The following is a 14,525-nucleotide window of genomic DNA, read 5'->3' on the forward strand; positions in this document are numbered from 1 at the left end:
CTTTACTATTTTTCTCCTCGTAAAACAGGATTTAACTCATCATCATTATACATTTTCATCTGTTTGTAGACTTTCATATACTTATCACCTTTCTCAATATCATTAAGTAAAGTATCTATTGCAGTGGAAAGATCTACCTGCTGTTCTAATAAAACATTATATTTTTTTTGACATGCTGCCTTGTGCGTATCTGATGCACCTTCTCGAATAGTTTCTTCATGCATATGATAAACTTTCAACGCTAGTATCGATAATCGATCTACTCCCCAAGCAGGACTCTCTGTATTGATTGTAGCATCTTGTTTAGGGATAATATCCTTATATGTTTCTAAAAAATAACTATCAATATATTCAACCATATCTGTGCGATCTTGGTTCGATGCATCGATCTGTCTTTTTAGTTTTAAAGCTGCAATTGGATCAATTTCTGGATCACGAATAATATCTTCATAATGCCATTGTACTGTATCTATCCAACATTTTCTATATAACAAATGCTCTATTTGTTCTGATTTACTATCGTATGGATTAGAAAATTCTTGATCTACACGATCAATCACATGATACATGTCTATAACTTCTTTAAAAATCTTGTTTGCTTTATCTGTAAACATTGTACTTATTTTTCTAAAATGTGTAAATATTCTTTTGTTTCGGTGGCTTTATGGTTTCTATTTTCAGTTTTATCGGCTTTAAATCTCTGATATTTTGTAGTCACTAAATCATATCTACCATAACGTTTCATAATTTGTCTTATTTCTTTTTCTGACATTAAACCTTCATTATTATAGCTAAGAAAAATGTAAGTAAATTTTGAATTCTTGATTAAATCTTCAAAAACTTTAGACACTTCCCTTCTTTTACAATAATTAGATCTTTGATAAGGTCTTAAACCAGTTTTTCCAACGGGGACAAAGGTATCATATTTTGCAATAGTATTTAGCATATGATAATTGGCTCCATACTGCCTGGCATTATAGGGAGGATCTAGATATAAAATATCTCCTTCTATATGTTTTATCAACATATTACTATCCTGATTATACACCAGGTGCTTATTTTCTGTACATTCAAAATTAGCTGGTACAACTTCTAACTTTTTTTGAGCAGTTTTTTTTAAACCCTTTAGATATGAAGCGTATACAGAGGCCGTATTAGCAACTTTATCCGCTCCTTCTAAAAGTGATGCTAGCAAAAAGTAATAAGTATCTTGATCAATTTCCTTCGTTTCTTTCCATTTTTCTATTTGCACTCTTGCAGCATCTATTTTAAGACCATTTTCATTACTAAAATATTGACGATCAGATACACCTCCGTTACAATAGTTCTTATAAATAAAACCTTCTTTTCCTTCTAAAAAGTTTAATTCTTTAATATGGTCCAGAGCATTTATAGATTGATTATTGCCAACATAATTTCTATTTAAAATATAACTATAATACTCTAAATCATTCGAAATTAACTGACTTACCATAGTTTTAAAACTTCTACCAACTATACCAGTTCCAGCAAAAAGATCACAAAAAACCTTACTTTCTAATTCAGCACCTACTGTTTGCAAAACAGAGGTTTTAATAAAATTAGAGAGTTTATATTTTGAACCTATGTAATTCATTGTTTATTAAGCCAATTTGCTTCTCATTTAACAGTATATATCATACCTGAGTTTACAATTTGATACGGTTGTAATTGTAATCTAAATAAATCAGAATCATCAAATGTAGCAACATATGCCGAGATTATATCTCTGCGTCATGATATTTGTACTTTTAATTTCCGATGTTCACCATCATCAGCATGTCAATTATAAAAATTCTATTCTCAATAGGTAAACTTTGATTACGATATAACCAATAAATTAATTCTTTTGGGTGTTTTGTTGCATATTATAATGTTCCTAAAAATGATTTTAATTGTATGACAAACTCATTTATATGCTAACCCACGCGGTAATTCTATACTATCTAAATAAGGTTCGGTCAAAATAACATTGTCATTAATGGCAACAGCAGAAATACCCAAAGATTAATTTCTTTTATAAACTTGCCATGATCAATCTCTAAGTAGGTTGTTCCAATAATCGCTAAAGGAGCTGCTATAAAAATCATTTCTGAAGTATTTTTATTCAGGGTAATTACTACTAGAAGCAACGCAATTAATAATTGTGCAATAATTAGTTTTAGAACAGGTTTAGATTTTGTTGGTTTTCTACTATATTTTATTAAATAAACCGTGAGAAAAAAAAGTATACAAATTATTAGCACTCCTATTGAAAAAAATCCTCCATTAGAAACATAAGCGTCAAAAGAAAATGATATTGGTTCTACATAGTCAGTGATAGCAAAAAATGAGTCATAAAACAATAACGTAAAACAATTTGATAAGACATATACAGTCAATAACCCTATAAAAGGAATAATCCAATTTCTATAATTTTTAGGCTCAAAATACAAAACTCCTAAAAATACTATAGCAATAAAAGCTATACTCCAGAAATAAGCCAAAGAAGCTAAACCAATGCATAAAGAAGCATTTAAAACATTAGACTTGATATATTTACCATTTCTTAAACTAAGCACACTCCTTACTCCTAAAATAATCATTAGGTTCGATAATAGAATATTAGAATTAGTTAGTGAAATTGGTAAAATCCCAGTTAGAAAAGCAAATAATAGTATTGTATGTGTGCTTTTATATGTTAAGTCGTTTTTTTGGGTGATATGATTTAATATCAGCATTGTCAGAATATATGCAACGCATCCAACTAAAAGGATCACAATTTTAAAATAATCTAAATTGATACCATTTTTATAATGCGCTATTACATACATTACAAACATATATAATGCTACAATTATAAAATTAATTGGTTTTGATTTACTAAAAAAGCTTGATAACACTACTATTTTTTATATTTTTGCGCTAAACAATATATTATTGTTTTTAAATATAATATAACTAATTGATAAAAAGTTTTTAGTTAGCTTTTTATAATTAAAATGAAGATCATATCATGAAAGATTTTTTTGAAGCGATACAATCCCTATTTGTAGATTTGCTTTTGGCTCCAATGGATGCTCTTAGAGCTTTAGAACTAGAGAGCTGGAGTGCGGCAAATATCGTAAATTGGTTATTTATGCTTATCGGTTTTGTAGCTTTTTTATATTGGATGAAAGAATTAAAAAAATTCAACGACAATGATGAAGAAGATAGAGATCCAAAAGCTCATTCATTTTTAAAGCCGTAGTTTTTTTATTTAAAATAAGGTTATTGAAGCATTTTATGCTTCTTTATATAAAAAAAGTCAAGTGATTAAAATCACTTGACTTTTTTTATATAATTCGATTCAAACAGAAAAACTCTACAAATCAAATCCAAGATCCTTTCTGTAATACATTTTATCAAAATGTAATTTCTCAATATTCTGGTATGATAGTTTTAGTGCCTCCCTAAAATCATCATGAAATGAAGTCACAGCAATAACGCGTCCACCATTAGTAACGACTTTATCTCCTTCTAATTTAGTTCCGGCATGAAAAACAATAGCATCATCTATTCCATCAATACCTGTAATTTCTTTTCCTTTTTCATAAGACTCTGGATATCCACCTGAGACTGTCATTACAGTAGTAGCACTTCTAGAATCTATTTCAATATCTATTTGATCTAACGTTTGATTAGATACATGATTAAATAGTGATACTAAATCTGTTTTAACTCTAGGTAGCACAGCTTCTGTTTCTGGGTCTCCCATTCTTACGTTATACTCTATAACCTTAGGATCATCACCTACCTTTATCAATCCAATAAAAATAAAACCTTTATAATCTATTTCTTCTTTTGCGAGGCCTTCTACAGTTGGCTGGATAATACTTGTTTCTATCTTATTCATAAAGTCATCATCCGCAAAAGGAACTGGCGAAATTGCTCCCATTCCACCTGTATTAAGTCCAGTATCTCCTTCTCCAATTCGTTTATAGTCTTTCGCTGTTGGTAAAGTCACATAATTCTTGCCATCAGTAAGAACAAAAACACTTAATTCAATACCATCTAGGAATTCTTCAATAACTACTTTTTCACTCGCCGCTCCAAACTTTTTATTGGTGAGCATATTTTCAAGTTCTTTTTTAGCTTCTTCAATATCTTGAAGAATAAGAACCCCTTTACCCGCAGCTAAACCATCCGCTTTTAGAACATACGGTGGATTTAACGTTTCTAAAAATTGTTTTCCGTCATTTACTGTAGTAGCAGTAAAACTTTGGTATGCTGCTGTAGGTATATTATGTCTAAATAAAAATTCTTTCGCATACTCTTTACTCCCTTCTAATCTTGCACCTTCCTTTGATGGTCCAATAACTGAAACATTCTTTAGGTCATTATCTTCAGAAAAGAAATCTGTTATTCCTTGTACCAAGGGATCCTCTGGCCCTACCACAACCATTTCTATTTTTTCTTTTAAAACAAAATCCTTTATAGCCCCAAAATCCGTTACCGATATCGCTACATTGTTAGCAATACTAGCAGTACCTGCATTTCCTGGAGCAACAAATAATTTTTCACATAAACTACTCTGGGCAATCTTATAAGCAAATGTATGTTCTCTTCCTCCGGATCCTAATATTAAAATATTCATTTTTCAAGTAATTATATGATAGCTAACTTTTATGCGCCCAAAAATAGTTCTTTACCTCTTTTCTTGCTAATAATTTTGTTGTCTATTTTACATTTTTAAACAATTGTATTTGAGGTGTTCCGTATTATTCTACTACTCAAAATACTCCTCTTTTTAAGCAATAATGGTATAATGATAGAGAAAAACACAATACCATTAAATCTAACTAACATGGATTCAAAGACAAGTGAAATAAACAGTATTACAAAAACTGAAAATTCATTTCGACTTCTCTTCATTCGTATTGCTAAAACAACAAAAATAATTATCAATACCCCAAATCCTACTATTCCAGTCTGAAGTAATGTTTGGAAAAATTGGTTATGAGCATTATACTTATTTTCAAAATTATAGACATAACCTAACTCTTCATATTTTTTAATTAATACATCGTTAGCATCTCCAATTCCATAACCTAATAAGGGAGCTTCTTTAACTAAACAGATACTAGATTTCCATGATAACAACCTTGCTTTTTCTGAAGTAGAATTCGCATATTCCTTTGTCATTCCAAAATCTTTGACTTTAGCATAAAAATCAAATACACGAGGGTTATTCAGAAATACTAAAACCCCTAAAAGAAACATAATAATCATTGTATGTTTTCTACTTTTATCTGAAATATTAAAAATTAAAAGCAAAGACATTATTGTAAGGATCATATATGCGGCTATAGAGGCCAATAAAAACAGATATAAGAAAAGTATCATAACAATGGCGGTTCTCAGCTTTGTATCTAAGCTGTTTTTTAGATAATAGCTTAATACTAAAAGTATATATAAAGAGAGATAACTAGGGTTAATCAATTTAGAAAACTCATCCCCAACAAAGTAATTCCACCCATTTACAATTGCATCTATAAAAGTATTAAGATCAGCCACTGAAATTTCTAAGGAAAATCCTCCTTTTGCTATCGATATCGAATTAAAAATCGCAATTGAAAAGTTTATAAAAAACGAAATGATCAAACCTAAAAGTAAGAAATCAAATAACTTTCTTACCGAAGAAGCATCTTCTTTGACAAAAAGAAAAATTACAGGAAATAAAAATAAGGACAGAGATCTTTGTAATAAATTTAATCCACTAAAAATATTATCCGTGTACACCAAACTAGATAACATTACAATAAAATATAAAGGGAATAATAATAACGTCTTATTCTCCAAAACAAATCTCTTCCTCGATTTAAAAATATTTACTATTCCTAGGCCAATGGAAATTATAAAAAATGGTGTAGGGAGATTAATCCCAAGGGGAAGCAAAAGAAATGCTACGTATAAGCTATTCCAAAAAATAGTAAGAACCAAACTATCATCATGTTTATAAAACATCTCAGCTAGATCATTTATTTTTTTACCTAATCTCACCATTTTAATAAAACTTACCGGTAAATTATATAGCACACACGAGTATACAATCAATAAACGCTATAAAATATAATTCCTTTAGTTATAATCTTTATGCGTCCAATTGTAAATAGATTAATATGCTTTCTCTTGTCCTTTTATGAGATTTAGTATCGTATCTATTATAATTTTTGAGTCTAATAATAATGACCAGTTTTCTATATAAAAAATATCATATTTAATTCGATTTACGATATCTTCATCATTTTCGACTTCTCCTCTATATCCTTTTACCTGAGCCATCCCTGTAATACCAGGCTTCACAGAGTGACGGAATACAAAATTATATTTATCTATTCTTTTTCCATAATCTTTAGTATATGAAATCATATGAGGTCTTGGTCCTACGACAGACATATCGCCAAAAAGCACATTAAAAAATTGTGGCAACTCATCTATACTGGTTCTTCTTATAAAACGACCAATTTTAGTAACTCGATGATCATCTTTTTTTACCTGAATAAGATCAGAAAAATTCTCATCCCTCATCGATCTAAATTTATAGCAAACAAACTCCGTATAATTGATTCCATTGCGTCTGTGACTATAGATTAATGGACCTTTGGATTCTAATTTTATTAAAACATATAATAAAGGAATCAACCAAGAAAGTATAAAAATGATAACCAATAAAGAAAAAACAATATCAAAACCTCTTTTAATAGCCCTATTTGTCGCACTATTTAATGATACCTCTGGAATCGACAAAACAGGTAAATACTCATAATAATCGGTTTTAAGTCGCTTTGAAAAAATACGCTGTGAATTAGGTATGAATTTAAGCACGCTATAATTCTGATCTGAATATTTTACATATTCATTGACTACCTCATCAGAAATTTCATCTATTGAGCAATAGATTTCATCCACATCTTCCTCTTTTAGAAACTCAAAGCTATCTTCAATTTTATTACTAAGCTTGTCAGAGAACACTTCTAAAACTTGATATCCAAGGTCTTTTCTTTTCTCAAAAAACGTTTTTAATTGCTGAGCACTTTTATTGCTTCCAATAATAATTACCCTTCTATTATTTCCTCCTAAATAAGAACGATATCTTCTAAGAGCATAATATGTAATTACCTTAACTACACCAACAGAAGAAATAGTTATTGCAATGAAACTAAAGGTATCTTTTACAGAAAAGAAATTTATTTTAAGTAACCCAAAATAAGCATACAACAATATGAGAACCAATAATCCTTGTCGGATTAACAGTGAAATAACTGTAATTATCTTGGTAAATCGGTATACTTCATAAAAATTTAGTAAGTAAGAGGAAATCAACCAAACAACGGATAAAAACACATAAAGTTGATTAGTAACAATTTCTTTTAGAAAATAAAAAGAAGAAACTAGCAAAATAACCAGATCAATTACAATAAGTATTGGTCTGATCAAATATGAATATCCCCCTCTTTTATGATGCATCTGACATTAAGAATAAGATGAAAAATCTTTATGCTCACTTCTATACAGCTCCTCCTCAGAAAGACTTTTAAAATACTCTAAAGTTTCTTTCATTCCTTCAGATCTATCAATTTTTGGTTGCCAATCTAAAATTTCTTTTGCTCTTGTTATATCTGGTTGTCTCTGTAAAGGATCATTAACCGGTAAAGGTTTATAAATTACTTTTTGATCTGTTCCTGTCAACCTAATAATCTCTTCTGCAAAATCACTAATCGTAATTTCATTCGGATTTCCAATGTTAACGGGATACACATAATCACTAAATAACAATCGATAGATTCCTTCTATTAAATCATCGACATAACAAAATGAACGTGTTTGAGAACCATCACCAAAAACCGTAAGGTCTTCTCCTCGCAAAGCTTGTCCTATAAAAGCAGGTACTACTCTTCCATCATTTAATCGCATTCTAGGACCATATGTGTTGAAAATTCTAACTATTCTTGTTTCTACCTTATGGTACGTATGATAAGCCATTGTTATAGATTCCTGAAATCTCTTTGCCTCATCATATACTCCTCGAGGTCCGATAGTGTTTACATTACCATAGTAATCTTCTGTTTGCGGGTGAACTAATGGGTCACCATATACTTCACTAGTTGAAGCAATTAAAATTCTTGCGTTTTTTTCCTTTGCTAAACCCAAAAGATTATGTGTTCCTAGAGATCCCACCTTCAACGTTTGAATTGGGATTTTAAGATAATCGATGGGACTAGCTGGAGAAGCAAAATGTAATATATAATCTAAACTACCAGGAATGTGAACAAACTTTGAAACATCATGGTCATAAAATTCAAAGTTTTTTAATTTAAAGAGATGTTCTATATTCTTTAAATCACCTGTTATCAAATTATCCATTCCGATAACATGATACCCTTCATTAATAAAACGATCACAAAGATGTGATCCTAAAAAACCAGCTGCTCCAGTAATTAGAACTTTTTTCATTTTATAGTTTTAATATCTTTTCTCCCAATAGAAAAGTATGTAATTTCTTCTTTTTCAATATCTGTTAGATCATACAAGTTTCTGCCATCGAAAATAACATCATTAGTAAGATCATTCTTTATTCTATCAAAATCTGGAGTCCTAAAAATACTCCACTCTGTACATATGATCAATGCATCTGCTTTATCCAGAACTTCATACATTGATTTTGAAAATGTAATTTTATCTCCATATTTCCTTGCCACATTATCCATTGCTTCAGGATCAAAAGCTTTTATACTAGCTCCTTTACTTAATAAAGAATCAATTATATTCAATGCGGGTGCTTCTCTAATATCATCCGTTTCTGGTTTAAAAGCAAGTCCCCAAATCGCAAAAGTCTTTCCTTTAAGATCTCCACTAAAATAGTCTACTATTTTCGGAATTAATACAACTTTCTGACTTTGATTTACTTCAATTACAGACTCTAAAATTTTAAAATCATAATTATCGTCCTTTCCTGATTTATGTAAAGCCTTTACATCCTTTGGAAAACAAGATCCACCATATCCAATTCCAGGAAATAAAAAACGCTTACCTATCCTAGAATCCGTACCCATACCTCTACGAACCATATCCACATCTGCACCTACTTTCTCACAATAATTAGCGATCTCATTCATAAAGGTAATCTTAGTAGCTAAAAATGAATTTGCTGCATATTTAGTCAATTCAGCTGACTTTTCATCCATAATTATTATTGGATTACCAGATCTCACAAATGGCTTGTATAGTTTTTTTATTAATTCTGTAGCCCTATCCGAAGAAGAACCAACTACAATTCGTTCTGGCTTCAAAAAATCATCCACTGCAAAACCTTCTCTCAAAAACTCCGGATTAGAAACCACATCAAAATCACACTTTGCATTCAATGCTATAGCAGAATGAACTTTTTCTGCAGTACCAACAGGAACAGTACTTTTATCAACAATAACCTTATACTCAGAAATAATCTTACCTATTTCATCAGAAACACCCAAAACATATGATAAATCAGCAGATCCATCCTCATCCTCTGGAGTTGGTAATGCTAAAAAAATGATGTCTCCATGATCTAACCCTTCCTTTAGCGAAGTTGTAAAACGCAATCTATTTGCCTTGATATTTCTCTCAAAAAGCACATCTAAATGTGGCTCGTAAATTGGAACCTCTCCATCCCGCATTTTCTGAACTTTTTGCTCATCTATATCAACACAAATTACTTCATTACCTGTCTCCGCTAAACAAGTTCCTGTAACCAAACCAACATAACCCGTACCTATTACCGATATCTTCATTTATTCTTTTTTCTTATTTAAAACTAGTACGCTTTATCTTCTCCTTTAAAGATATTCATAACCGTTTGTAAAATTATATTAATATCTAAAATAAGTGACCAATTTTCTACATAAAATATATCGTATCTCACTCGGTTCAACATATCTAAGTCACTTGCGATGTTACCTCTATATCCACTTATTTGAGCTAAACCTGTTATTCCTGGTTTAACATTATGACGTATCATAAATTTATTTATTTTATCCTTATAATCATCTGTATGACTCATTAAAAGCGGCCTAGGACCAACTACAGACATTTCTCCATATAATACATTAAAAAACTGAGGTAACTCATCTAGACTAGTTCTTCTAATAAATTTACCCATTCTAGTTACCCTAGCATCATTTTTGGACGCTTGCATTTTATCGGATTCTTTGTTTGGTGTCATAGATCTAAACTTATAACACAAAAAAAGATTAAAATCTGCCCCATATCGATGCTGTTTAAAAAAAACAGGACCTCGGCTTTCTATTTTAATTAATAGAGCAATTATAGGAATAAGCCAAGATAATAATAAGACTATTACCGAAATAGAAAATACAATATCAAAAGTTCTTTTTATTAAATCCTTTATTGGATCATCTAATGGTATTTTGGATAGAGAAAGAATTGGAGTAAGATTATAATAATCTAGCTCTAAATTTTTCGAAAACAATTCTTTATCGTCTGCAACAAATTTTACCACTTTCAAATTTCGTTCACAAAACTCGGTAAGTTCTTTTATTTGCTCATTACTAAGTTCTTTAGTTGAACAATATACTTCGTCAATATTATTTTCTAAAATAAAACTATAACTCTCTTCTATAGTCCCACTAATGTTAGAACTATCTCTATTATCAAAAAAACCTCTAAACTTGTAACCATACTCCGGAGAATTATCGAAAAATGACGCTAATTTTTTTGTAGATTGATTCAACCCTACGATAACTACATATACATTATTACTACCTGTAATTATCCTGTATTTTTGAAAAAAAACAAATAAAAAAACTCTCCAAGTAGTAATAACAAGTAGGAGTGCTAAAAAGAAATTAATAATATTTGCCTTCGGTACAAATATTCCAGTGATATAGTAATACGTAAAAACCAGCAGCGCCAATAATACCGTTTGCCGGAAAAATAAAGATATAATTTTTGTGATTTTTGTAAATCGATATATCGCATAAACAGAAATCAAAAATGATAATACAATCCAAAAAAGCATTATAAATGCGATATCTAAAAAGCTTTTGGTTAAAAGAAAATATGCGAAAAAAGAAACCATTAATAGGTCAATACCATATAAAAGTGGCCTTATGTATTTTGAGTATCCACCTTTATTCATAAACACTTTTTTCGTGACTCTCTCGAATTAAACTATTGTCATCCATCTTATTTCTCCAACGGTCATATAGCTTTTCTATTGTTTTTTTAAACTCTTTTTCGAATCGTTCTTTACTGAAAAGCTCTGCCTGCTTGCGAATTGTTTGCTTATCAAAAGACCGCTCGTGTCTTTCAAAAAATTCAATTGCTCCAAGTAATGAGTCAATAGTCTGTTCTTTAAAAAAAACTCCTGTATTCTCTTCTATTACATTATCTGTTATAAAACAACCCTTAATTGTTTCTAAAACTCCTCCTTTAGCAAAAGCGATAACAGGTACTCCACAAGCCTGAGCTTCAATAGGAGCTATTCCAAAATCTTCCTCTGCAGCAAAAACAAAGGCTCTGGCTTTTCTTACTATTTCAATCATCTCTGTTTTTCCAACATGGCCCATTAGATCAATATTTGAAGTAGCTAATTTCTTTATTTTCTTAAAATCTGGACCATCTCCAATCACAACAAGCTTCTTATTTGTTTTAGAAAATGCTTCTACTATCAAATTTATTTTTTTATAAGGCACCATCCTAGAACAAGTAACATAGTAATCTTCCTTTTTATCTGATATCGTGAAAGATTCTGTATCTACAGGGGGATAAATTACTATTGATTCTTTGTTATAAATTTTTTTTATTCTTGCCGCTATATAATGAGAAATTGTGATATAATGATCTGGTCTGTTAGCTGTACTTACATCCCAAACTCTTAGTTTATGAAGAAAGTATTTCGCTATCACACCCTTTATTCCTTTATTAAGTCCACTTTCTTTTAAGTACTGAAAATATAAATCCCAAGCATAACGAATCGGTGAGTAAACATAACATATATGTAGTTGATCTGGTCTTGTTAACACCCCCTTCGATATAGCAGATGATGAAGAAATAATCAATTCATACTCATTTAGATCAAACTGTTCAATAGCAAGAGGAAACAAAGGTAAATATGAACGATATTTTTTCTTCCCAAATGGTAATTTTTCTATAAAAGAGGTATTCGTTTTTTTACCCTTAAGTACTTTTTCCCTCTGCTCATTAGTTAAGGTATCGACTAAGGTAAAATGATCAAAATCACCCCAAATATTTGTAAAACTTTCAATGCATCTTTCTCCACCACTATATTGTGTATACCAATCATGTACTAAAGCTTTTTTTATTTTCAACATTTGGGAATTAATTATTGAATTTAAAATTTTAATAAAAACCTTTTGAAGGACTTTAAACTAAACAAAACAAAGTTAAAGCAATTTATCAGTATTAGAAGGAATTTTGTTTGAAATGAAGTACTTTGATAAACTATATTTATTTAAGTATAGAAAACATTTTTAATATACTCTTTTTTCTAACACTGAAAATCAAGTTGCTATGTATAAGTTTCTGAATTAAACATTTTTGTCAATGTATCCTCTAAACTGTATTTTTTTGATATATCTCCTATAAAACTAAATAATTTAGATGCATCCCCTTTCAAAATTTTTATTTCATTTTTTCTAATATATTTTGGATTTACTTTAACTTCTATTTTGTGATTTGATATTTTTTCAAGAAAAGCAAGTACTTCTCCTATATTATTCGTTCTACCAGTACAAATATTTACAATTTCCGCAGTATTTTCTGATATCAACAATTTATAATAGCACCTCACTAAATAGTCAACATCATTAAACTCCCTATAAACTTCTAAATTTCCAAGTTCAATTATTGACTTCTTATTCTTAAAATGAGAAACTATTTTAGGAATTAAAAACTCTAATGATTGTCCAACACCTGTATAATTAAATGGTCTAGTAATAATAATATTAAGTTTAGAAAAATATGTTTTAACCATGTTTTCCATAGCCAATTTACTATTTCCATAATGATTAATTGGATAAGGACACATATCTTCCGAAAGTGTATGACCAGAGCTTCCATATACCGAAGCACTACTTACAATAATTATCTTTTCAGGATCTAAATTAGACTCTACAACAGCATTCAAAAGATTTAATGTTCCGAAAATATTAACCGTATACATTTGCTCTTGATTAACATCTCCAACGAATGAAATAGCAGCAGTGTGTATTATATAATTTGGCTGTAAATCCCTTATAATTTTATCAATTTCATTTTTTTTCGTAATGTCACATAAAAAATGATTTTTATTTTTTGACGTTTGAAAACTTGTTCCAAATACATTCCAGCCTTCATTTAGAAAGAATTTCTCTAAATGCACCCCGGTAAAACCAGTAATACCAGTGATAAAAACCTTTTTGTTAAAATGATCCGCCATTAGTATTTCTTTTAATATCACTTTTCACCATCATTTCTGCTAGTTCTTCAAGAGTAGTTTTTGTTTCCCAACCTAAGTTTTCTTTTGCTTTTGATGCATCTCCAATTAAAAGATCTACTTCAGCTGGCCTGTAAAACTGTGGATTTACTTTTACAATTTCCTGTTGTGTTTTTAAATTAATTCCTACTTCACTTTCATTACTTCCTTCCCAACCAATATCAATACCAACAGTCTTAAACGATAAAGTAACAAAATCTCTAACAGTTTTTGTCTGATTTGTTGCTAACACATAAGTATCTGCAACAGGTGCCTGTAACATCATATGCATCCCCTCTACATATTCTTTTGCATACCCCCAATCTCTCTTAGCGTTAAGATTTCCTAATTCCAATACATCCTGCTTTTTCAAATATATTTTGGCTACGGCATCTGTAATTTTTCTCGTCACAAATTCTTTACCTCTTAATGGAGACTCATGATTAAATAAAATTCCACTAGTTGCAAATAGGTTATATGATTCTTGATAATTTATAGTCGCCCAATGTGCAAAAACTTTAGCTACTCCATAGGGACTTCTCGGGTGAAATGGAGTTTCTTCATTTTGAGGAATTGCATTAACTTTTCCAAACATTTCTGAAGTTGATGCCTGATAAAATTTAATTTTAGGGTTTATTGTTCGAATCGCTTCTAATAAATTTAAAACACCTATTCCTGTAATATTAGCAGTAGCTATTGGTTGTGTAAAGGAGACTCCTACAAAACTTTGAGCAGCCAAATTATAGATTTCATCTGGTTCTACTTCTCCAATTATTCTATATGCACTCGATAAATCAATTAAATCATATTCTAATAAATGAAGATTAGGGTGATCTTGTATTCCCAATTCTTCTATTCTCCAAAAATTAGTCGAGCTTGTTCTTCGGTATGTTCCATACACCTTGTAGTTTTTCGTTAATAGCAACTCGGCCAAATATGCCGCATCCTGACCTGTAATCCCAGTGATTATAGCTTTTTTCATTATATTTTTCTAATTTGTACGTAATAAACT

The 14,525-nt window shown here is 30.1% G+C and carries 13 protein-coding genes; 1 reads left to right on the forward strand and 12 read right to left on the reverse strand.

The window, feature by feature from the left end; all coding sequences use genetic code 11:
- Window positions 1–5: 5 nt before the first annotated feature.
- The 3 genes from BMY33_RS05250 to BMY33_RS05260 form a co-directional block, all read right to left on the reverse strand.
- Window positions 6–614: a DUF4254 domain-containing protein gene (locus BMY33_RS05250; RefSeq protein ID WP_091406403.1), complete on the reverse strand. Its 609-nt coding sequence runs from the start codon at window positions 612–614 to the stop codon at window positions 6–8.
- A gap of 5 nt (window positions 615–619) precedes the next feature.
- Entirely contained in the window at window positions 620–1,615 is a 996-nt protein-coding gene (locus BMY33_RS05255) for a DNA adenine methylase (RefSeq protein WP_091406404.1), read from the reverse strand.
- 364 nt (window positions 1,616–1,979) lie between these two features.
- A complete protein-coding gene (locus tag BMY33_RS05260) occupies window positions 1,980–2,900 on the reverse strand; it encodes a DUF6427 family protein (RefSeq protein WP_139195591.1) in 921 nt (306 codons plus the stop codon).
- A 113-nt stretch (window positions 2,901–3,013) separates the two neighbouring features.
- Here BMY33_RS05260 and BMY33_RS05265 point away from each other — a divergent pair, with 113 nt between their 5' ends.
- Window positions 3,014–3,247, forward strand: coding sequence for a DUF6341 family protein (locus BMY33_RS05265; RefSeq protein ID WP_091406406.1), 234 nt, complete (start codon window positions 3,014–3,016; stop codon window positions 3,245–3,247).
- Window positions 3,248–3,361: 114 nt separating this feature from the next.
- Here the strand turns inward: BMY33_RS05265 and purD are convergent, their stop codons facing one another.
- The 9 genes from purD to gmd all read right to left on the reverse strand — a co-directional run bounded on the left by purD (window position 3,362) and on the right by gmd (window position 14,495).
- A complete protein-coding gene (purD, locus tag BMY33_RS05270) occupies window positions 3,362–4,633 on the reverse strand; it encodes a phosphoribosylamine--glycine ligase (protein WP_091406407.1) in 1,272 nt (423 codons plus the stop codon).
- Between the two features lie 95 nt (window positions 4,634–4,728).
- The gene (locus tag BMY33_RS05275; RefSeq protein ID WP_170837008.1) at window positions 4,729–6,039 is read right to left on the reverse strand and encodes an O-antigen ligase family protein; all 1,311 of its coding nucleotides are present in this window, start codon (window positions 6,037–6,039) and stop codon (window positions 4,729–4,731) included.
- 114 nt (window positions 6,040–6,153) lie between these two features.
- The gene (locus BMY33_RS05280) at window positions 6,154–7,506 is read right to left on the reverse strand and encodes an exopolysaccharide biosynthesis polyprenyl glycosylphosphotransferase (protein WP_091406409.1); all 1,353 of its coding nucleotides are present in this window, start codon (window positions 7,504–7,506) and stop codon (window positions 6,154–6,156) included.
- A gap of 6 nt (window positions 7,507–7,512) precedes the next feature.
- Entirely contained in the window at window positions 7,513–8,493 is a 981-nt protein-coding gene (locus BMY33_RS05285) for a UDP-glucuronic acid decarboxylase family protein (RefSeq protein WP_091406410.1), read from the reverse strand.
- Window positions 8,490–9,809 carry a UDP-glucose dehydrogenase family protein gene (locus BMY33_RS05290; RefSeq protein ID WP_091406411.1) on the reverse strand — a complete coding sequence of 440 codons (1,320 nt, stop codon included), beginning with the start codon at window positions 9,807–9,809 and terminating at the stop codon, window positions 8,490–8,492. The genes BMY33_RS05285 and BMY33_RS05290 overlap by 4 nt, the downstream gene beginning before the upstream one ends.
- 23 nt (window positions 9,810–9,832) lie before the next feature.
- The gene (locus tag BMY33_RS05295) at window positions 9,833–11,176 is read right to left on the reverse strand and encodes an undecaprenyl-phosphate glucose phosphotransferase (protein WP_091406412.1); all 1,344 of its coding nucleotides are present in this window, start codon (window positions 11,174–11,176) and stop codon (window positions 9,833–9,835) included.
- Window positions 11,169–12,371, reverse strand: coding sequence for a glycosyltransferase (locus tag BMY33_RS05300; RefSeq protein WP_091406413.1), 1,203 nt, complete (start codon window positions 12,369–12,371; stop codon window positions 11,169–11,171). The genes BMY33_RS05295 and BMY33_RS05300 overlap by 8 nt, the downstream gene beginning before the upstream one ends.
- Window positions 12,372–12,568: 197 nt before the next feature.
- Window positions 12,569–13,477, reverse strand: a complete 909-nt coding sequence (locus BMY33_RS05305; protein WP_091406414.1) for a GDP-mannose 4,6-dehydratase — start codon at window positions 13,475–13,477, stop codon at window positions 12,569–12,571.
- On the reverse strand, window positions 13,461–14,495 hold the full coding sequence (gmd, locus tag BMY33_RS05310) for a GDP-mannose 4,6-dehydratase (protein WP_091406415.1): 1,035 nt from the start codon (window positions 14,493–14,495) through the stop codon (window positions 13,461–13,463). The genes BMY33_RS05305 and gmd overlap by 17 nt, the downstream gene beginning before the upstream one ends.
- Between the last annotated feature and the right edge of the window lie 30 nt (window positions 14,496–14,525).

Source organism: Aquimarina amphilecti (assembly GCF_900109375.1).
Classification (GTDB): Bacteria; Bacteroidota; Bacteroidia; order Flavobacteriales; family Flavobacteriaceae; genus Aquimarina; species Aquimarina amphilecti.

Excerpts from the sequence above, each read along its gene's own strand:
- BMY33_RS05250 (WP_091406403.1), bottom strand. The coding sequence starts at position 614 with ATGTTTACAGATAAAGCAAACAAGATTTTTAAAGAAGTTATAGACATG.
- BMY33_RS05255 (WP_091406404.1), bottom strand. The coding sequence starts at position 1,615 with ATGAATTACATAGGTTCAAAATATAAACTCTCTAATTTTATTAAAACC.
- BMY33_RS05265 (WP_091406406.1), top strand. The coding sequence starts at position 3,014 with ATGAAAGATTTTTTTGAAGCGATACAATCCCTATTTGTAGATTTGCTT.
- purD (WP_091406407.1), bottom strand. The coding sequence starts at position 4,633 with ATGAATATTTTAATATTAGGATCCGGAGGAAGAGAACATACATTTGCT.
- BMY33_RS05280 (WP_091406409.1), bottom strand. The coding sequence starts at position 7,506 with ATGCATCATAAAAGAGGGGGATATTCATATTTGATCAGACCAATACTT.
- BMY33_RS05285 (WP_091406410.1), bottom strand. The coding sequence starts at position 8,493 with ATGAAAAAAGTTCTAATTACTGGAGCAGCTGGTTTTTTAGGATCACAT.
- BMY33_RS05290 (WP_091406411.1), bottom strand. The coding sequence starts at position 9,809 with ATGAAGATATCGGTAATAGGTACGGGTTATGTTGGTTTGGTTACAGGA.
- BMY33_RS05295 (WP_091406412.1), bottom strand. The coding sequence starts at position 11,176 with ATGAATAAAGGTGGATACTCAAAATACATAAGGCCACTTTTATATGGT.
- BMY33_RS05300 (WP_091406413.1), bottom strand. The coding sequence starts at position 12,371 with ATGTTGAAAATAAAAAAAGCTTTAGTACATGATTGGTATACACAATAT.
- BMY33_RS05305 (WP_091406414.1), bottom strand. The coding sequence starts at position 13,477 with ATGGCGGATCATTTTAACAAAAAGGTTTTTATCACTGGTATTACTGGT.
- gmd (WP_091406415.1), bottom strand. The coding sequence starts at position 14,495 with ATGAAAAAAGCTATAATCACTGGGATTACAGGTCAGGATGCGGCATAT.